This is a genomic window from Martinezella rhizogenes, from assembly GCF_000799715.1.
GTDB lineage: Bacteria > Pseudomonadota > Alphaproteobacteria > Rhizobiales > Rhizobiaceae > Rhizobium > Rhizobium rhizogenes_C.
Window position 1 is genome coordinate 27,822 of the sequence record NZ_JUHG01000014.1, and the last position, 18,708, is coordinate 46,529.

At 62.7% G+C, this 18,708-nt stretch carries 16 protein-coding genes; 2 read left to right on the top strand and 14 right to left on the bottom strand.

Annotated features, from left to right (window positions below):
• Window positions 1-62: 62 nt before the first annotated feature.
• The gene (locus EX00_RS17590) at window positions 63-1,235 is read left to right on the top strand and encodes a M20 aminoacylase family protein (RefSeq protein ID WP_047460563.1); all 1,173 of its coding nucleotides are present in this window, start codon (window positions 63-65) and stop codon (window positions 1,233-1,235) included.
• Window positions 1,236-1,430: 195 nt separating this feature from the next.
• Here EX00_RS17590 and EX00_RS17595 read toward each other — a convergent pair whose 3' ends face one another.
• From EX00_RS17595 to EX00_RS17610, 4 genes are all read right to left on the bottom strand, one after another.
• On the bottom strand, window positions 1,431-3,215 hold the full coding sequence (locus EX00_RS17595) for an adenine deaminase (protein WP_047460568.1): 1,785 nt from the start codon (window positions 3,213-3,215) through the stop codon (window positions 1,431-1,433).
• Window positions 3,212-4,135, bottom strand: coding sequence for a nucleoside hydrolase (locus EX00_RS17600; RefSeq protein ID WP_047460571.1), 924 nt, complete (start codon window positions 4,133-4,135; stop codon window positions 3,212-3,214). Before EX00_RS17600 ends, EX00_RS17595 begins: the two co-directional genes overlap by 4 nt.
• An 89-nt stretch (window positions 4,136-4,224) precedes the next feature.
• A complete protein-coding gene (locus EX00_RS17605) occupies window positions 4,225-5,610 on the bottom strand; it encodes a dipeptidase (RefSeq protein WP_047460574.1) in 1,386 nt (461 codons plus the stop codon).
• 110 nt (window positions 5,611-5,720) lie between these two features.
• Entirely contained in the window at window positions 5,721-6,152 is a 432-nt protein-coding gene (locus EX00_RS17610; RefSeq protein WP_047460577.1) for a MarR family winged helix-turn-helix transcriptional regulator, read from the bottom strand.
• Between the two features lie 430 nt (window positions 6,153-6,582).
• On the opposite strand from EX00_RS17610, the gene polA reads away from it, so the two are divergent.
• The gene (gene polA, locus EX00_RS17615; RefSeq protein ID WP_047460579.1) at window positions 6,583-9,585 is read left to right on the top strand and encodes a DNA polymerase I; all 3,003 of its coding nucleotides are present in this window, start codon (window positions 6,583-6,585) and stop codon (window positions 9,583-9,585) included.
• Between the two features lie 22 nt (window positions 9,586-9,607).
• On the opposite strand, the gene phnN is transcribed toward polA, so the two are convergent.
• From phnN to phnL, 10 genes are all read right to left on the bottom strand, one after another.
• On the bottom strand, window positions 9,608-10,210 hold the full coding sequence (gene phnN / locus EX00_RS17620; RefSeq protein ID WP_052210790.1) for a phosphonate metabolism protein/1,5-bisphosphokinase (PRPP-forming) PhnN: 603 nt from the start codon (window positions 10,208-10,210) through the stop codon (window positions 9,608-9,610).
• Window positions 10,207-11,346 carry an alpha-D-ribose 1-methylphosphonate 5-triphosphate diphosphatase gene (locus tag EX00_RS17625; protein WP_047460581.1) on the bottom strand — a complete coding sequence of 380 codons (1,140 nt, stop codon included), beginning with the start codon at window positions 11,344-11,346 and terminating at the stop codon, window positions 10,207-10,209. Before EX00_RS17625 ends, phnN begins: the two co-directional genes overlap by 4 nt.
• A 10-nt stretch (window positions 11,347-11,356) precedes the next feature.
• Window positions 11,357-12,049, bottom strand: a complete 693-nt coding sequence (locus tag EX00_RS17630) for a DUF1045 domain-containing protein (protein ID WP_047460583.1) — start codon at window positions 12,047-12,049, stop codon at window positions 11,357-11,359.
• Window positions 12,050-12,238: 189 nt separating this feature from the next.
• Window positions 12,239-13,585: a phosphonate ABC transporter, permease protein PhnE gene (gene phnE, locus EX00_RS17635; protein WP_047460586.1), complete on the bottom strand. Its 1,347-nt coding sequence runs from the start codon at window positions 13,583-13,585 to the stop codon at window positions 12,239-12,241.
• A gap of 8 nt (window positions 13,586-13,593) precedes the next feature.
• Complete coding sequence (gene phnE / locus EX00_RS17640) at window positions 13,594-14,574, bottom strand: phosphonate ABC transporter, permease protein PhnE (protein WP_047461814.1); 981 nt, start codon at window positions 14,572-14,574, stop codon at window positions 13,594-13,596.
• Between the two features lie 68 nt (window positions 14,575-14,642).
• Entirely contained in the window at window positions 14,643-15,548 is a 906-nt protein-coding gene (phnD, locus tag EX00_RS17645; RefSeq protein ID WP_047460589.1) for a phosphonate ABC transporter substrate-binding protein, read from the bottom strand.
• Between the two features lie 96 nt (window positions 15,549-15,644).
• Entirely contained in the window at window positions 15,645-16,499 is an 855-nt protein-coding gene (gene phnC / locus EX00_RS17650) for a phosphonate ABC transporter ATP-binding protein (RefSeq protein ID WP_047460591.1), read from the bottom strand.
• 225 nt (window positions 16,500-16,724) lie between these two features.
• Window positions 16,725-17,288, bottom strand: a complete 564-nt coding sequence (locus EX00_RS17655) for a pyridoxamine 5'-phosphate oxidase family protein (protein WP_047460594.1) — start codon at window positions 17,286-17,288, stop codon at window positions 16,725-16,727.
• Between the two features lie 94 nt (window positions 17,289-17,382).
• Entirely contained in the window at window positions 17,383-18,000 is a 618-nt protein-coding gene (locus EX00_RS17660; RefSeq protein WP_047460596.1) for a DapH/DapD/GlmU-related protein, read from the bottom strand.
• Window positions 17,997-18,704, bottom strand: coding sequence for a phosphonate C-P lyase system protein PhnL (gene phnL, locus EX00_RS17665; RefSeq protein ID WP_047460599.1), 708 nt, complete (start codon window positions 18,702-18,704; stop codon window positions 17,997-17,999). Before phnL ends, EX00_RS17660 begins: the two co-directional genes overlap by 4 nt.
• Window positions 18,705-18,708 lie beyond the last annotated feature (4 nt).

An 18,708-nucleotide genomic window follows, 5' to 3' on the forward strand; every position in this document is an offset into this window, starting at 1 on the left:
AGCGGTGCTTTAGGGAAGATAGGGTGAGGCCGCCATCATGGCCGATGCCCAAAGGAACTCCCATGCCTCTTCCCGATGAGATTGCCCCGGATCTCCCCTTTCTGACATCCCTTCGCCATAACCTGCACGCACACCCGGAATTGGGTTTCGAGGAGGAGCGCACCAGCGGCATCGTCGCGACATTGCTGGAGGAGGCGGGTATCACCGTGCATCGCGGCCTCGGCAAGACCGGCGTCGTCGGCACGCTGCAGGTCGGCAACGGCACCCGCCGCATCGGCCTTCGGGCCGACATGGATGCCCTTGCCATGCCGGAAAAGGGCAAAAGACCCTATAAATCCACCATCCCCGGTAAGATGCACGCCTGCGGCCATGATGGTCACACGACAATGCTCTTGGGGGCTGCCCGGCAACTGGCGGCGACACGGGGCTTTTCCGGCACCGTGCATTTCATCTTCCAGCCAGCCGAGGAAGGGCGTGGTGGCGCAAAGCGCATGGTCGAGGAGGGGCTTTTCGACCTCTTCCCCTGCGATGCTGTCTATGGCCTGCACAATATGCCGGGTCTCGATGTCGACGAGATGGCCGTGGTCGAGGGGCCGCAGCTTGCCTCCTCGGATAGCTGGCGCATCACCTTTCGCGGTACCGGCACCCATGGCGCCAAACCGCATCTCGGCAAGGACCCGATCACGGCGGCAGCGACGTTCCTCTCCTCATTGCAGACCATCGTCGGCCGCGTCGTCGATCCCCTGCAGCCGGCCGTCGTCAGCGCCTGCTCGGTGCAGGCCGGCGATCCCAAGGCGCTGAACGTCATTCCCGACACGGTCGAGATCGGCGGCACGGCGCGCGCCTATACGCCGGAAGTCCGCGATCAGCTCGAACAGGAAATCGGCCGGTTGGCGCATGGCACGGCGGCGATGTACGGCATCGCGGTCGACTATCAATTCGAGCGCCGCATCCCGCCCGTCGTCAACGATCCCGAGGCAACCGCGCGGGCGCTGAAGGCGGCAAAAAGCGTCTTCGGCGAAAAGGTCCTCACCCGCTTCCCGCCTTCGACCGCCGGCGACGATTTCGCCTTCTTCGGCCAGAATGCTCCCGGCTGCTACGTCTGGCTCGGCAACGGCCCGGCTGTCGATGGCGCGCTGCATCACAACACGGCCTATGATTTCAATGATGATGCGATTGCGTCGGGCGTGGCGTTTTGGACGACTTTGGTGGAGCAGGAGTTGGCGGGGGATTGATCAGCTTCGCGTTCTTGGCTTGCCCCTCATCCGCCCTGTCGGGCACCTTCTCCCCGTTTTGACAGGGAGAAGGGGAAAGACGCACCATCTCCATCCTCCTCACCGGCGAAATAGGCGAGGGTACAGAGGTCGTCCCCTCTCCCCGCGTGCGGGGAGAGGGCTAGGGTGAGGGGCTGCCCCCGCCGTTCAATCGACTTAAACTTCCCCAAGCACCGCCGTCTCCAGCACCCGTCCCGTCACCACATCGGCAATGCCGCGATCCGTCTGGTGTGGGCCGATATTGCAGGCGAGTGTCGCCCCGAAGCAGGCCTTGAAGACGAGGTAGGGCGGCTGCCAGTCGACGATCTTGTCCATCACCTCGCGAAGAGCGCTGAAGGTCAGGGCTGTCTCCACAAGCGGCGCAGCGCTCACCAGGCCTGAAAGCGGCAGCGGCAGCACGATCTGGACTTTGCCGTCGCAAGCCACCGCCAGGCCACCGCCGGCCGCGATGACGGCGTTGGCGGCGAGCGTCATGTCTCTGATATTGCCGCCGAAGACCGTCAGATTGTGGCTGTCATGCGAGACGGTGGTGCAGAAGGCGCCGCGCCATTCGCCCCAGCCGATGAGGAAGCCGACGCGCGGGCGTCCATCCGCCTTGCCGTGGCGATGGGCGACGGCGAGCATGGTGGTACCAGTCGGCGGCACGACATATCCGTCCGCCACCTCGGCTTCGATTTCGCCCCATCGGGTGAAGCGCGGCTGGTCGATCGTTGCAAGCCGGACGCAGTTTCCGCTGGCTGGCACACGGAAATCATCTTCGCTGAGCGGCGCGAGTTTGACTGAGTTCTGTAGCGGCGCTGTATCGAGAGGCGCGACGGTGCCGGCGATCTTGCCAGCCTTAGCGACGATCTCACCGCTGGCGATCACTTCTCTCGCCCTGAAAGTCAGGAGGTCCTCGAACAGCACGATGTCGGCGCGGCGACCGGCGGCAATCAGGCCGAGATCGTTGCGGCCAAGCCGCATGGCGGCGTTGAGTGTCGCCGCCCGCAATGCCCATTCCGGCTTCAGCCCGTCGCGCACGAGGCGACGGACGACATCGTCGAGGCCTCCGTTGGCATGCAGCTCGTCGGGAAAAACGTCGTCGGTGCAGAGCGTCACCGTCTGCGGCAGGAAGCCAAGGTCGTTGATGACCTTGACGAATTCTTTCAGCAGATGGTCATGCGAGCCGCGCAGCTCGATGGTCAGGCCGGCGGAGAGCTTGGCGAGGAAATCGGCGCCGGAGGTAAGCTCGTGGTCGGAGGTGATGCCGGCCGCCATGAAGGCGCTGAGATCGCGACCTTCCAATCCACGGGCATGGCCGCAAACGAGCTTGCCGGATTGCAGCCCGGCATTGACGATGGCGCTGGCGCGCGGATCGCCGTCGATGACGCCGCGCATGGTCATGACCTCGGCGACGCCGCCGATCTCGGGCCAGGCGAGCATTTCGGCCATGGCGGAAGCATCGAAATCAGCGCCCGCCAGTTCCAGGCCGGGGGCGGAGGGAACGCAGGAAGGTGCCAGCGGGATCACCCGCAAGGGCAGCGGCCGGGTCGCTTCGACGGCCCAGCGCACGCCGTCAAGGCCATGCACATTGCCGAACTCATGCGGATCCCAGACGATGGTCGTGACCCCGCGCGGCAACACTGCCTCGGCATAGAGGGCCGGCGTCACCATCGAGCTTTCGATATGCATATGCGTATCGATCAGGCCGGGCGAGAGGAAGCAGCCCGAGGCATCGATGGTCTCGGCCGCATCGGTGCGGCTACCCGGCACATGCACGCTTGCGATCAGAGGCCCAACGATACCGATATCGGCGGCGCGAATCTGGCCGGTCACCATGTCGACCAGACGGCCACCCGCGATCAGCAGGTCGAAGGGCGCATCGCCGCGCGCAGCCGCAACCGCGCGGGCGCGCAGCTCGGGTGCGTTGAGGTCGCCGGGCTCATGGGAGTGCTGGATCATCGGCGTGCCTCGTTGATCATGGCGTCGAATATGATCGTGCGAGCCCTGTCGGCATCGATCTCGGCGGCGAAATGGGCATTGAACTCAGCATGCAACGCGCGCGTCTCGACGACGGTGCGCCCGCGTGTGTGCTGCCCCGATAGCTCGACGTCGATCCGGGCATGCTGAAGCCTGGCGATATCGGGGGCGACGAAGATGGCGGCGGCGGTCGGGTCGTAGACTGCCATGGCTGGCCGGCCGCGGCTGATGGCGATATTAACGTAGCCGCCGAGGAGATCGGCGAGAAGTTCGGCGTTCTTGCCACCGGCCCGGCGCACCCGCTCGACATCGTCGAGCCGCGCCAGCACCTTCCGGCAAATGTCGAGATCGATCATCCGCAACGGTAGGCCATGCGCCAGCACGACCGCAAGCGCCTCCGGATCGGCATAGGCGTTGAACTCGGCCGAGGCCGTGTGATTACCCGACGTCACGCCGCCGCCCATCCAGGTGAGCTCGTCGATATCAGCGGCAAGATCGGGACGGGCGAGCGCCAGAGCAGCGATATTGGTGAGCGGCCCGAGCGCTAGGATGCGCTTCGGCCCGTTGCCGTCCATAAGCCAGTCGCAGAGGGCGGTAAAGGCATCGCTGGACGAAAGCTCATCCGCCGGCGGCAGGCTCCTGCCCGTGGTCGGTATGCCGCTTGAGCCGAGAATGCGCTGCGCCGTTTCCAGCTTGCAGAGCACCGGCAGTTCGCGGCCGGTATGGATGGGGAATGTCCAACCAAATGCGGCTGCCGCACCGGCAGCATTGGCGCGCACCTGTGCCAGCGGCGCATTGCCGCTCACCAGCGAAACGCCGTCGATCACAAGGCTCGAATGCGCCACCACCAGAATGGCGGCGATATCGTCGAAGCCCATGTCGGTATCGATCCAGATCCCCATGGCCATGCCTGTCTGTCGAATTGAAAAAAAGGAGGAGGGGTGCCAACGAAGGGACGCGCGACCTTGATCGCGCGTCGCCGTCCGTTCGCTCAAGCGAGCGTGTCGAGGATGCGGATCCAGGAGCGGATGCCCTTGTGATAGGATCGCAGCTCATATTTCTCGTTTGGCGAATGGATGCGGTCGTCCGCGAGGCCGAAGCCGACCATCAGGGATTCCATGCCGAGCATCTTCTGGAAGTCGCCGACGATCGGGATCGAGCCGCCCATGCCGATGACGATAGCCGGCTTCGGCCATTCGTTGGACAGGGCATTCTTCGCCTTGGTCAGTACCGGCGAATCGTAGGACAGGTGGATGGCCGGCGAGCCGCCATGCTCGTGGAATTCCACCGAGCAGTCGGCCGGCACCTTCGAGCGCACATAGGCACGGAAGCTGTCGCGGATCGCTGCCGGGTTCTGCTGTCCGACGAGGCGGAAGGAAACCTTCGCCGAGGCCTTGGCGGCAATGACCGTCTTGAAGCCGGCGCCGGTATAGCCGCCCCAGATGCCGTTGACTTCAGCCGTCGGCCGCGCCCAGGTCAGCTCCAGCACCGAGCGGCCCTTTTCTCCCGCCGGGATCGACAGACCGATATCGCCGAGGAAATTCTCCGCCGAGCGGCCGAGCGTTTCCCATGAGGCTTTGATATTGGCGGGTGTCTCCTCCACGCCGTCGTAGAAGCCGGGAAGGGTGATGCGCCCGGTCTCGTCGTGCAGGCCGGCGAGGATATCGGAGAGGATATGGATCGGATTAGCGGCCGCGCCGCCGTAAAGGCCGGAATGCAGGTCGCGGTCGGCGGCATTGATGGTGATTTCCTCACCGACAAGGCCGCGCAGGGCGGCCGCGATTGCCGGGGTATCGCCGTCCCACATGCCGGTATCGCAAACCAGCGCGTAGTCCGCCTTCAGCTCGGCGGCATTGGCTTCGAGGAAGGGCTTCAACGACGGAGAACCGGACTCCTCTTCACCCTCAAACAGGATGGTGATGCGAACCGGTAGACCACCCTTGACTTCCTTGTAGGCGCGAACGGCCTCGACGAAGGTCATCAGCTGGCCCTTGTCGTCCGAAGTGCCGCGCCCGACCAGGATCTTGCGGCCGTCGCCCATGTCCTTGATGGCGGGCGCGAAGGGGTCGCTCTCCCAAAGCTCGATCGGATCGACCGGCTGCACGTCGTAATGGCCGTAGAACAGCACATGCGGCGCATCGGCGCTCGCTGCTTCGTGGTGGGCGACCACCATCGGATGGCCGGGTGTGTCGCGCACGGACGCCGTGAAGCCGAGCTTTGTTAGATACCCCGTGAGCCATTCCGCAGCCTTGCGGCACTCCGGCTTGAAGGCCGGATCGGTCGAGATGGATTGGATGCGCAGCAACTCAAACAAATTGTCGAGGCTCGAGGTGAGGTTCTGATCCGCGCGGTCGAGAACGGGCGATACATCGGTCATATCCGACTCCCTTAGATGGAAATTGCTGGGACGATAGACCAAAGCCGCTCCGGTTTCGAGGCGGGAAATCCGAAAATTTCGGGCGTTTCGTCGCTGCCCCGGAGGACCATCTAAATATGCTTGGCGTTTTCGAGGATACGCCTGACATATTCGAGCAGCAGCTCGCGCTCGAAGGTGCGGAAGCCTCGGAACATGTCCCTGTCCGCCGCGATCGCCGCCTCGACGGCCTCGCTCTGCATGGACGTGGCCTTGCCGGTCAGGAAGATCAGCTGCGCGCGCTTGTCGGATGGATGCGGCCGGCGTTCCACCAGCCCGTCGCGCTCCATGCGCGACAGCGTATTGGCCATCGTCGCCTGCTCGATGTCGACGCGCTCCAGCAATTGCTTCTGCGTCAGCCCGTCTTCGGTCCATAGTTCGAGCAGGATCGGGAACTGACCGGGGGAAAAGCCGAGCCGTGCCGCGCGCTGTTGTAACGAGCGGGAAAATCCCTTTGCCATTTGATTGGCAAGGTAGGCCGCGGAGTCCGTCCGGTTAAATCCCATGATTGCAAGTATGCCAGTATTCCGTGCCAAAACAATCAGCAATTCTCGTATGGCGCTCGCTATGAATCGGCTGGGTTGCAACGGGATTTAGAGCCGGTTTTGCGGTCGCCGCAGACAGGCCAAACAAAAAAGCCGCCATGGCCTGGAGGGGCGCCATGGCGGCTCTGGAAAGAGAGGACAAAGGCCCGGAGAGGGGGATAGGCCTTTGTCCAAGTCTGACATGGCGGGGGACAGGCCGGTTGCCAGACCCTCGGCGTAATCAATCGCCGGTGAGTATGAAATGAGGTTCCAAATATGGTTTTTCAAGGGAATATGCAGATTGGATTGATTAAAACTTGGTAACGTTTCAGTGAGAGATTTGGTCCGTTCGCGCATCGCCTGACCGAACTTTATATGGACGTTGGAAGTGCGCCACGCTATCCATGCTTCCATGAAAAAAGGTGATCATCTCTTCCTCGTCGACGGCTCCGGATTCATTTTCCGGGCCTTCCATGCCCTGCCGCCGCTGACGCGCAAGTCCGATGGAGTGCCGGTCGGTGCCGTCTCCGGTTTCTGCAACATGCTGTGGAAACTTTTGACCTCGGCGCGCGATACCTCGGTCGGTGTGACGCCGACGCATTTTGCCGTCATCTTCGACTATTCCTCGAAGACCTTCCGCAAGGAAATCTACGACGCCTACAAGGCAAACCGCTCGGCGCCGCCGGAAGAACTGATCCCGCAATTTGGGCTCATTCGCCAGGCGACCCGCGCCTTCAACCTGCCCTGCATCGAGACTGACGGCTTCGAGGCTGACGACATCATCGCCACCTATGCCCGCCAGGCCGAGGCGACCGGTGCCGATGTCACCATCATCTCCTCCGACAAGGACCTGATGCAGCTCGTCACCCCGATGGTCCACATGTATGACAGCATGAAAGACAAGCAGATAGGCATCCCCGACGTCATCGAGAAATGGGGCGTGCCGCCGGAAAAGATGATCGACCTGCAGGCCCTGACGGGCGATTCGGTCGACAACGTGCCCGGTATCCCCGGCATCGGCCCGAAGACGGCGGCGCAGCTTCTGGAGACGTTCGGCGATCTCGATACGCTGCTCGCCCGCGCCGGCGAGATCAAGCAGGACAAGCGCCGCGAGAACATCATCGCCAATGCCGATCTGGCCCGGATTTCCCGGCAGCTGGTGACGCTCCGGACCGATGTGCCGCTGGAGCTGCCGCTCGACGCGCTGGTGCTCGAGCCGCAGAACGGCCCGAAACTGGTCGGCTTCCTGAAGGCGATGGAATTCACCTCGCTGACGCGCCGTGTTGCCGACGCCTGCGATTGCGATCCGGCGGCGATCGAACCAGCTGACGTCAAGGTCGAGTGGGGCAACACCGCCCATGGTCCGGATCTCGATGTCGGAGACAATGTTGAGCTCGTCGCCGGCGGTGCTGTGGCGGCCGAGGGCGCTTCCGTTCCGGCACCGGCCGTCAAGCCGCGCCTCTCTGTTGAGGGGCTGACTGAACCGGCCGACCTCGCCAAGGCACGCGCGGCAAGCTTCGCCACCGCGCCGATCGACCATTCGAAATATGTCACCATCCGCGACGTCGCCACTCTTGACCAGTGGATCGCGGATGCGCGCGAAACCGGCATCGTCGCCTTCGATACCGAAACGACGTCGCTCGATGTCATGCAGGCCGAACTCGTCGGCTTTTCGCTGGCGATTGCCGATAACAAGAACGATCCCACGGGCGCTTCCATCCGCGCCGCCTATGTCCCGCTCAACCACAAGAATGGCGTCGGTGACCTGCTCGGCGGCGGGCTCGCTGACAATCAGATCCCGCTGCGCGATGCCCTGCCGCGGCTGAAGGCGCTGCTTGAGGACACCTCCGTCCTCAAGATCGCGCAGAACCTGAAATACGATTACCTGCTGATGAAGCGCTACGGCATCGAGACCAAGGGCTTCGACGACACGATGCTGCTGTCCTACGTGCTCGATGGCGGCGCCAACGCCACGCATGGCATGGACAGCCTGTCGGAGCGCTGGCTCGGCCATAAGCCGATTGCCTACAAGGACGTCGCCGGCAGCGGCAAGTCCAACATCACCTTCGATCTCGTCGATATCGACCGGGCCACGGCCTATGCCGCTGAGGATGCCGACGTGACGCTGCGCCTCTGGCAGGTGCTGAAGCCACGGCTGGCGGCCGAAAAGCTTGCGACCGTCTATGAGCGTCTGGAGCGGCCGCTGGTGCCGGTCCTCGCCCATATGGAAGAGCGAGGGATCACCATCGACAGGCAGATTCTGTCGCGCCTTTCTGGCGAGCTGGCGCAGGGCGCCGCGCGGCTGGAGGACGAGATTTACACGCTGGCCGGCGAGCGCTTCAATATCGGTTCGCCCAAGCAGCTCGGCGATATCCTCTTCGGCAAAATGGGCCTTGCCGGAGGGAGCAAGACCAAGACCGGGCAATGGTCGACCTCGGCGCAGGTGCTGGAAGACCTGGCGGCCGCCGGCTTGGAATTGCCGCGCAAGATCGTCGACTGGCGCCAGCTCACCAAACTGAAATCCACCTACACCGACGCGCTGCCGGGCTATGTCCACCCTCAGACCAAGCGCGTCCACACCTCCTACTCGCTGGCCTCGACCACGACCGGACGCCTGTCGTCTTCCGAGCCGAACCTGCAGAACATTCCGGTGCGCACGGCCGAAGGCCGCAAGATCCGCACGGCCTTCATTTCGACGCCCGGCCACAAGCTGATCTCGGCCGACTACAGCCAGATCGAACTGCGCGTGCTGGCGCATGTCGCCAATATTCCGCAGCTCGAGCAGGCCTTTGCCGATGGTGTCGACATTCACGCCATGACGGCGTCGGAGATGTTCGGCGTACCGATCGAGGGCATGCCGAGCGAGGTGCGCCGCCGCGCCAAGGCGATCAACTTCGGCATCATCTATGGCATTTCCGCCTTCGGCCTTGCCAACCAGCTGTCGATCGAGCGCTCGGAAGCCGGTGACTACATCAAGCGATATTTCGAGCGCTTCCCCGGCATCCGCGACTACATGGAAAGCACCAAGGCGACTGCCCGCGACAAAGGCTATGTCGAAACCATCTTCGGCCGCCGCGTCCATTTTCCGGAAATTAAGTCGTCCAATCCTTCCGTGCGCGCCTTCAACGAACGCGCTTCGATCAACGCGCCGATCCAGGGCTCGGCCGCCGACGTCATCCGCCGCGCCATGATCAAGATGGAACCGGCGCTGGCAGATGCCGGCCTCGGCGATCGCGTCCGCATGCTGCTGCAGGTGCACGACGAACTGATCTTTGAAGTCGAGGACGCCGATGTCGAGCGCTCAACGCCGGTCATCGTCTCGGTCATGGAAAATGCCGCCATGCCGGCGGTCAACATGTCCGTGCCGCTGAAGGTGGATGCGCGTGCGGCGAACAATTGGGATGAGGCGCACTGAGCGCCTTATCCCAAGCTGATTCCTATCGTCTTATAAGCGCTTCCAGCTCCGCCACGATCACGCGGCCTGCGTCTTCCAGTGTGCCGCTATTGTCGATGTCGGTGACGTCGCAGTTGCCCTGGACGGTGAGGGAACCACGGTCCAGCCGTTTCAGCACATCCTCGCGGCTTTCGCGGCCGCGCGCTATCAGCCGCTCCGCCAATACCTCGCGCCGCGCCGTCACGTTGATGACCTTCAGCTTTGGAAAGGCGGCCTGGAAACGGTCGAGCACCGAACGCGAACCGTTGGCGACGACGAGGTGGCCACGCGTGAGTTCATCCCCGACATCACCAGGAATGCCATATTTCAGGCCGTGCGCCTCCCAGGAGACGGCGAAGGCGCCGTCCCGTTCCATGGCGTCGAAATCGGCATCGGAGACGCTTTTGTGATCTTCGTTACCGGCATCGCCGTCGCGGGTGATGACGCGGCGGACGAAATGAATGTCGGACCGGCCGGCAAAATGCCGGGCGGCGAGATTCATCAGCGTATCCTTGCCGGCGCCGCTCGGGCCGACGACCACAATCATGATGCCGGCCGTGTCCGCCGCCAGGTCCTTAGTCGGCTCTGTCTTGGCGTCGAGCGTCATGCCACACGCCGTCCTTCCCGCCAGACCGAGCGCGTCACCGGCACGCCATGATCGCGACGGACGCGCACGATGTCGGCTCGGAGGCCCAGGGCGATACGGCCACGATCGTTAAGGCTGACGGTCTTGGCCGGGGTGGCGGTGACCATGGCGATGGCCTGCGACAGCGAGATGCCCTCAACCTCGTCGGCGAGGATGAAGGGCGCATGCAGCAGGCTAAGCGGCACATAGTCGGAGGAGAGCACGTCCAGCACGCCGAGTTCGGCGAGATCGCGGGCGGCGATGTTGCCGGAATGCGACTTGCCGCGCACGATGTTCGGCGCACCCATCAGCACGCTCATGCCGGCCCCATGCGAAGCCTTGGCAGCGTCGACGCTGGTCGGGAATTCCGCCAGCCGCACGCCGTAATTGATCGCTTCGTCGACATGGGCAAGCGTTGCGTCGTCATGGCTGGCGATGGTGATACCACGCTCATTGCAGACCTTCGAGATGGCATCGCGGTGCGGCTTGGCGTATTTGGCCGATTCGCCCTGGCGCTTGGCGACAAAAACGGCGAAGGCCTCGTCGCTCAGGCCGCGCTTCTTCTGATAGTAGAAGATGTACTGGTCCATGGTCTGGAACTGGCGCTGGCCCGGCGCGTGGTCCATCAGCGAGACCAGGCGGACATAGGGATCTTTCTCGAAGTCATGGAAATGCTCCAGAACGTTGTCGGAGGAGACCTCGCAGCGCAGGTGAATCAGATGGTCGGCGCGCAGCCGGTCTTCGCGTTGCGCAGCCTGGATGGCGTCGGCCATGTCGCGCATCTCGCCGTGTTCGAAGCCGCCATCCTCGTCGGAGCCCATGCGCAGGCAGTCGAATACGGTGGTGATGCCGGAGGTGACGATCTGGGCGTCATGCGCCTGGATGGCGGCCGTCTTGTTCCAGCGCACGCCGGGGCGCGGCGAATAATGGGATTCCAGATGGTCCGTATGCAGTTCGACCAGACCGGGGATCAGGTAATCGCCCTCGAAATTCTCGCCGACACTGGAAGCGCCTTCTGAAATATCAGCGATCCGCCCGTCGCGGATCAGTACCGAGCCTTCCAAGATCTTGTCTTCAAGGACGATGCGGGCATTGGAGAGGACGGTTTCTTTGGTCATGTCAGGTCTTTCATTTTTGGGCGTCGGCAAGCGGCAGCCAGGAGCGGACGGTAAAGGGTGCGCCGCGCTCTTCTTCGACGAAGACGGCGAGGCCGGAAATATCGAGCGGCTTGCCGATATGGTCGGCGAAACGATCGCGCAGCAGGTCATGGATGCCGGCCTGTTGCTCTGTCGCGACCTTCCCGGTCAGTGTCATATGGAAGCGGAACTCGTCGTTCACGTAAGGATAGCCCCAGCGCAGCAAGTTTGCACGCTCCGCCTCGCTCAATCCCTCCGGCTTGCGCCGCGCGATATCGGCCTCGGAAAGGGCGGCACGGAACGGCTCGAAGGTCTTGACCACCTGGGCGGCGAAATCCTGAAGCGGCTGGTAGACAGTGGCCGGAACGAGCGCGAAGAACTGGCCGAGTTGGCCGAGCACGAGCTCGGGAATGGCAAAGGCCGGCGTGCGCGCGGCGAAATCGGCGGCCACGTCGAGAAGGTCACGTTCGGTGACCGAGCTTGCCAGCTCGAAGGGCGCCTTCAGCGTGGCGTGAAAGCCGTAACGGCGCGGATCGGCGGTGACCTCGGCATGGTTCTCGGGCACGACGCCGATCGCCTTGTCGGAAAAGATTTCATTCGAAAAGGCATCGCGGCCAAGCCAGCGGGCGGCAAGCGCCGTCAAGGGATCGGCTTTCGGTGGCGTAAAATAGAGAGCGTAGCGCAAGGCTGTATTCCTTGGAAAAATCGGCTGCGCGAGACACTGTTGGGTGATTTGCGCCAAACCGCAAGAGAGGCGAGACGGTATCGAATCGAACCCGGCTAAACCCGGCACGCCCGATCTTATCCTGCCCGGGCCTCCGCTAAAGGATTCCCGTGACAAAATGATGATGCGATTCGGTTTTTTGTTATCTTTTTATCTGTTTTGCGTGCCCATCAGGCGTGTCCGCAGCGCACTGGAGGCGGCGTCGAACAGAAAGACGACCATCAGGATCAGCAGCACCATATAGGCGACGTTTTCCCAGTTCGCGTTGGTGCGCATGGCTTCCCATAGTTTCAGGCCGATGCCACCGGCGCCGACCGCGCCGATGATGGTGGCGCCGCGCACGTTGGATTCCCACTGGTAGAGCGTCTGGCTGACCATGACAGGAACGATCTGCGGGATGATGCCGTAGCGATGCACGAGAACCGGTGGTGCTCCCGTCGATTTCACGCCCTCGCGCGGCTTGTTGTCGATATTCTCGAGGCCCTCGGAGTAGAGCTTGCCGAGCGTGCCAGTCTCGGTGAGGAAGATCGCGCCACTGCCGGCGAGCGGGCCGGGGCCGAAGGCGCGGGTCAGGAACAGCGCCCAGATCAGCATGTCGACCGAGCGCAGGAAGTCGAAGAAGCGTTTCAGCACCTGATTGAGCAGCCGGTTCGGCGTGATGTTGCGCGCCGCCAGAAAGGCCAGGGGAAAGCCGACGACCGAACCGAGCAGCGTGCCGAGGAAGGCCATGACGATGGTCTGGAACAGCTTGGACCAGACATCGCCATGCTGCCAGGCGGCGTTGTTCCAGACATTGTCGAAGGCGAGCGACAGGTTGGATTGATCCGGCTCCAAACGCGGGCCGGAGACGATCAGGCTGATGACTTCGCCCGCCGGCTTGTCGAAGAAGGGGGAATGCGTGTCGAAGACGAAATTCGCCCAGCCGATGAAGCGCTTGCGGATTTTCACGCGGTCCGTGGAGATGCTGACATTGCCGGCAAAACCCATATCCACGAGGATATTGTCGTCATAGACCGTCATCCAGGCGGGAACCGGCTCTGCGCCGAGCACCTTCGGCACGTCGCCCGTGATGTCGACCGGAATGGTGACGCCATGCGCCGTCAGGATCGCCTGTGTCTTGGTGATCGTCACCGCGCGGCTGGTGCCGCTGATCGAGACCGTCAGGCTGCCGTCGGGGTTATTTGTCACCCAGTCCGGGTGCGGATTATCGCCCAGCGGCGAAAAGCGCGGATATTTGACGCTGATCGTATCGCCGGAAATACGGAATTCCGGCTGGACGTCATAGCTGACCCATTCGCTCAGATAGATGCCGACACGCTCCCAATGGGCCTCAGTGATGACTTTCGGCAGGTCGAAGAACCAGACGGCGTAGAAACCATAGAGGATTACGCCGATGAAGATCATCAGCGCGCCGAAGCGCTGGCGGAAGGATCGGTGCAGGATCTCCGGGTAGCGTGCTTCGATATCCTGCATGCGGCTGGCGTCGATAACGGACATGGGTGGCCTCAATGCTGCAGAAGGAAGGCATGTTCGCCGACGAGACGGCGGCGGAGCCATGCGGAAAATTGGTCGACGGCGATGATGGTGATGAAGAGCAGCAGCACGAGCGCCACCGTCTTGGCGCCGAAGCCGCGCGAGATCGAAAGCTTCAGCTCCTCGCCGATGCCGCCGCCGCCGACGGCGCCGATGATGGTCGAGGCGCGGACGTTGATTTCCAGGCGCAGCAGCGCATAGGACATGAAATTCGGCATCACCTGCGGCAGGGCACCGAAGCGGACGCGCTCCGTCCAGCTGGCGCCGACCGCCTTCATGCCCTCATCCGGCTTCATGTCGATGTTTTCGACGACTTCGTAGAAGAGCTTGCCGAGTGCCCCGATGGTGTGCAGGCCGACGGCGATGATGGCGGCGATCGGGCCAATCGACAGGATCGCCGAAAACAGGCCGGCGATGACGATCTCGGGGAAGGCGCGCAGGAATTCCATGATGCGCTTCGTCACCAGGCGCACCGGATTGGACGGCGACATGTTGCGGGCGGCAAAGAAGCTGAGGGGCAGGGCGACGACGAAGCCGATGATGGTCGACACCAGCGCCACGTTGATCGTGATGATCATCAGCTCAAAATATTCGGGAATATAGAAATCGCCCCAGACATAGACGCGGCCAAGCGGGAAATTGAACTCCTCGCCGCCGACGCCGTTTGCGCCGTTCGGGCTCGCAAGATCGAAGAGCGCGCGATAGACGTCGGCCCAATCCTTCGGGATCAGCCAGCTCAGGAAATCGAAGAGATGCGGCAGGCGGTCGAAGAAATGGCCGGCATTGCTCTCGTCAGCGAAGCGGACGGAGCTGACGAAGGCGATGATCAGGATCGCGAGGCCGAGCCCGGTATAAAGGCGGCGTCGGGCCACCATACGGCTCCAGGCGTCGCCGATCTCCTTGGCGGTCTGGGGCGCGGTCTGCATCTGTGGCTGGGTATCGGCAATCGTCATGAAAAATACCGCCTTGAAAAATAGCAAAGAGGCGGCCGTTGCCGGCCGCCCCACAGTCAGGACGAAGATCAGCCGCCGATGGCAGCTTTGCGAACTTCGATAACGGCGTTGTAGAAGTCCGGCTTGACCTTGACGTAGCCCTTGAAGTCGCCGCCTTCGACCGCGTTGAAGCACTTGGCGTCGGCGGTCGGAAGCTTCAGGAAGAAGTCGGTCAGCTTGGCCTGCCATTCGGCGCCGAGCGCGTTGCGAACGACGAGCGGGCCGTTGGGGATCAGCGGCGAACGCCAGACTTCGACAAGCTTGTTCGGATCGACGGCGCCCTTGTCGACTTCCTTGCGGAAGGTACCGGAGGTGTAGCCGTCCTTGAAATTGCCGAGACCCGAGGAATCGTCCACGGCAACATCGACCTTGCCGTCATAGGCGGCGAGCAGGTTGTTCTCGTGACCGCCGTTGAACTGGGTCGAGGCGAAGAACTTGTCGTTCGGCATGCCGGTGTCCTTCGGGATCTGCGTCAGCGGAACGAGATAGCCCGAGGTGGAGTCCGGATCGGCGTAGCCGAGCTTCTTGCCCTTGGCGTCCTTGATGGTCTTGATGCCGGAGGACTTGAGCGCGAGGCCGATCGAGTAATAACCGGTCGAACCATCGGTCTGTTGCGTGGTCAGGATCGGGGTGACGGCCTTCGGATCCTTGATGTAGGTCGCGGCATAGCCGGAAGCACCGAGCTCGGCGAAGTCGAGCGTACCGCCGAGCAGGCCCTGGATAACGCCGTCATAGTCGGCGGCCGGGAACAGCGATACCTTCTCGAAGCCGAATTCCTTTTTCAGGTGGTCGGAGAGGCAGGCATAGTTGCGCAGGCGGTCGGCTTCGTTTTCGCCACCCATAATACCGATACGGAATTCCTTGAGGTCCTGGGCTGCAGCGCCGCCAGCAAGCGCGAGAAGCGCCGTGGCTGCAAGAAGGGTCTTCTTCAACATGGGTTCGTCTCCTGGTTAACCGGTGTGTCCCCGGATGTCTTCGGTCTGAAAGAAATGCGCCCTTGACGCGGGCTCTCGATCACGGTCGGCTCCCTCTCAGGGACCGGCCAATGCCAGCGGTTGCAGGCCGGCGGATGCATGTGCCGCGGCTTGCGCGGCCGGTTCGGGAATGTTGATGGATGTCGACGTCATCGTCTCGTCGACGCCGGCGCCATCCTTGTCTGTGCCATAGATTTCCTTGACGGCGGCGGCCGTCAGATCGGACGGCTTGCCGTCGAAGACGACACGGCCGGCGGCCATGCCGACGATGCGTTCGCAATAGTTGCGGGCCGTATCCAGCGTGTGCAGATTGGTGATGACGGTGATGCCTTCACGCTCGTTGATGTCGCGCAAAGCGTCCATCACGATTTTAGCGTTGAGCGGATCGAGCGAGGCGATCGGCTCGTCGGCGAGCATCATCTTCGGTTGCTGCATCAGCGCGCGGCAGATGGCGACGCGCTGCTGCTGGCCGCCCGATAGCGTGCCGGCCATCTGCAAGGCGGTCTGTTCGATGCCGAGGCGCTCCAACGCTGCGATCGCTTCAATGCGCTCTTCGCGGGTGAAGACCGAGAGCAGGCTCATGGCGGTCGAGCGCTGGTTCAGACGACCGAGCATGACGTTGGTCAGGACGTCGAGGCGCGGGACCAGGTTGAACTGCTGGAAGATCATGGCGCAGTCGCGCTGCCAGTTGCGCAGTGCCCGGCCGCTCAGCTTGGAAACTTCAGTGCCGGCGAAATGGATCGAACCCGAGGTCGGGTCGGCGAGGCGGTTGATCATGCGCAGCAGCGTGGACTTGCCGGCGCCCGAGCGGCCGATGACGCCGACCATCTGTCCTTGCGGAATGTCCAGCGTCACGGAATCGACAGCGAGCTTGTTTCCGAACCGGCGCGAGACATTCTTGAGCTCGAACATGAAGCTTTCCCTTTCGCCGCTGCTATGGTCCGCAGCAAGCATTGACGTCGCGCTACTAACTATGAACAGGCGCAGGTGCCTTGCCTCGAAACCGAATTTCGAGCGGCTGTGCGCCAAGTATAGGCAACGCATTAGTCCCGCTTCATGAAGCTCCAATGTCAGATTTGTGTAAGTGTTGTTACAATCCCCCGCTATTGGTGCGGTGGGATGATCCAATCGAAACGTTTAGTTGCTTTCGGTGTCAAATAAACCCGTCGGCAGACCGTCCATGCTGTGGACGTTCTTTTCCCGCCGGTAGTCCTCGATACCATCAGGCCCTTTGGCCCTGGCCCACTGATCGAGGCTCGGCCTTTCACCTTCATAGGCAAAGAGCGGCACGCCGAAGCCGCAGGATGTCTGGACGAGATCGATATCCAGCCAGACGATCTGGCGGGCGCCGAGCGGTTCGTCGCCGGAATAGTGCGTTTGCAGCAGTTCGCCATATTCAGCCGATGTCCTGTGAATGACCCTGCCGCGCCCGTAGAGGCGCAGGATCATCGGCGGCCCGGCGACGGCGCAGAACATCATGGTCAGCCGCCCATCGGCCTTCATATGCGCCGAGGTCTCGTTGCCGCTGCCGGTTCGGTCGAGATAGATGACCGTGTTCGGGGAGACGACGCGCAGGCATAGCGTCTCGCGGGGCGAAACGTTGACGCGGGATTCCGCGGTCGCCGACGCCGTGAAGAAGATATGCTGCCGCGCAATGAAATCGCGCAGCCGGTCATCGATGCTTTCGAACTGCTTTGCCATGAAGGCGCCTCCCTCGAATATCTGGTCTCAAAGGGTCGCCAGACGCTAGATCCTTAATCGGCTGGCGCAAGCCCCGTATCGGCGAAAAACGTCCTCATGCGCCGTAGCGGATCAAAAAATCCTCGGCGGAAAGGGCGCGGAAGTCGGTCAGCGCCGTGCGCAGGGTGGCGTGATCCCAGTCCCACCAGGAAAGCTTGTCCATCCGCGCGCCGACCTCGGCGGTGAAGCGCTCGCGGATGAGTTTGGCGGGCACACCGCCGACGATCGCATAGGGGGCGACATCCTTGGAAACGACGGCGCCCGCGCCGATGACGGCACCATTGCCGACGGTAACGCCCGGCAGGATGGTGGCGCCGTGGCCGATCCAGACGTCATGACCGATCACGACGCGGTTCTCGCGCCGCCAGGTAAAGAAATCTGTCTCCATATCGGCATCCGGCCAATAATCGGCGGCGCGATAGGTGAAGTGATGCAGTGTCGCCCGCCATGTCGGATGATTGGTGGCATTGATGCGGACGCTGGCGGCGATGTTGACGAACTTGCCGATCGTCGCGCACCAGACGGCGCCATCCTGCATGATGTAGGAATAATCGCCGATCTCGACCTCGTCGATGCGGCAACGGTCGGAAACTTCGGTATAACGGCCGAATGTCGAGTTGTTAACCGTTGCAGTCGGGCTGATGAAGGGCGTTTCACCCAGCTGGCGGCTCATGCGGCGGACTTTCTGGGTGAGAAGCGGGAGACATCGAGAATCCGGCTACCGACCGCTTCGCGCACTTCCTCGTCGTGGAAGATGCCGAGCAGGGCAACGCCGGCTTTTTTCTTCTCCTCGATCATCGAGACCACGACCGCACGGTTTTTGGCGTCGAGAGAGGCGGTCGGCTCGTCGAGCAGCAGAATGGCGTGATCGGTGATGAAGCCACGGGCGATATTGACGCGTTGCTGCTCGCCGCCGGAGAAGGTGGCGGGCGGCAATTGCCAAAGCTCCTGCGGCAGATTGAGCTGGGCGAGCAGGGCGCCGGCCCTTTGCCGGGCATCTGCCAGCGCCACGCCGCGCGCTAGGAGCGGCTCGGCAACGACGTCGATGGCGGCCACGCGCGGCACTGTGCGCAGGAACTGGCTGACATAGCCGAGCGTATGACGGCGAACCTCGAGAACGGTGCGCGGATCGGTGGCGGCAAGATCGATGATCTTGTCCTTTTGCGTTACCAGGATCTGGCCGCTATCGACGGCATAGTTGCCGTAGATCATCTTCAAGAGCGAGCTCTTGCCGATGCCGGAGGGACCGCCGAGCACGACGCATTCGCCGGCTGCGACCGAGAAGGAGACATCGGCGACGACAGGCAGGCGAATGCCGTCGCGCAGATGCATGGTGAAGCTCTTGAAGACTTCGGAAACGACGAGGGGGGTTGCCATGGTT

Coding starts and splice junctions, on each gene's coding strand:
- EX00_RS17590 (WP_047460563.1), top strand. CDS start 63: ATGCCTCTTCCCGATGAGATTGCCCCGGATCTCCCCTTTCTGACATCC.
- EX00_RS17595 (WP_047460568.1), bottom strand. CDS start 3,215: ATGATCCAGCACTCCCATGAGCCCGGCGACCTCAACGCACCCGAGCTG.
- EX00_RS17600 (WP_047460571.1), bottom strand. CDS start 4,135: ATGGGGATCTGGATCGATACCGACATGGGCTTCGACGATATCGCCGCC.
- EX00_RS17605 (WP_047460574.1), bottom strand. CDS start 5,610: ATGACCGATGTATCGCCCGTTCTCGACCGCGCGGATCAGAACCTCACC.
- EX00_RS17610 (WP_047460577.1), bottom strand. CDS start 6,152: ATGGGATTTAACCGGACGGACTCCGCGGCCTACCTTGCCAATCAAATG.
- polA (WP_047460579.1), top strand. CDS start 6,583: ATGAAAAAAGGTGATCATCTCTTCCTCGTCGACGGCTCCGGATTCATT.
- phnN (WP_052210790.1), bottom strand. CDS start 10,210: ATGACGCTCGACGCCAAGACAGAGCCGACTAAGGACCTGGCGGCGGAC.
- EX00_RS17625 (WP_047460581.1), bottom strand. CDS start 11,346: ATGACCAAAGAAACCGTCCTCTCCAATGCCCGCATCGTCCTTGAAGAC.
- phnE (WP_047460586.1), bottom strand. CDS start 13,585: ATGTCCGTTATCGACGCCAGCCGCATGCAGGATATCGAAGCACGCTAC.
- phnE (WP_047461814.1), bottom strand. CDS start 14,574: ATGACGATTGCCGATACCCAGCCACAGATGCAGACCGCGCCCCAGACC.
- phnD (WP_047460589.1), bottom strand. CDS start 15,548: ATGTTGAAGAAGACCCTTCTTGCAGCCACGGCGCTTCTCGCGCTTGCT.
- phnC (WP_047460591.1), bottom strand. CDS start 16,499: ATGTTCGAGCTCAAGAATGTCTCGCGCCGGTTCGGAAACAAGCTCGCT.
- EX00_RS17655 (WP_047460594.1), bottom strand. CDS start 17,288: ATGGCAAAGCAGTTCGAAAGCATCGATGACCGGCTGCGCGATTTCATT.
- EX00_RS17660 (WP_047460596.1), bottom strand. CDS start 18,000: ATGAGCCGCCAGCTGGGTGAAACGCCCTTCATCAGCCCGACTGCAACG.
- phnL (WP_047460599.1), bottom strand. CDS start 18,704: ATGGCAACCCCCCTCGTCGTTTCCGAAGTCTTCAAGAGCTTCACCATG.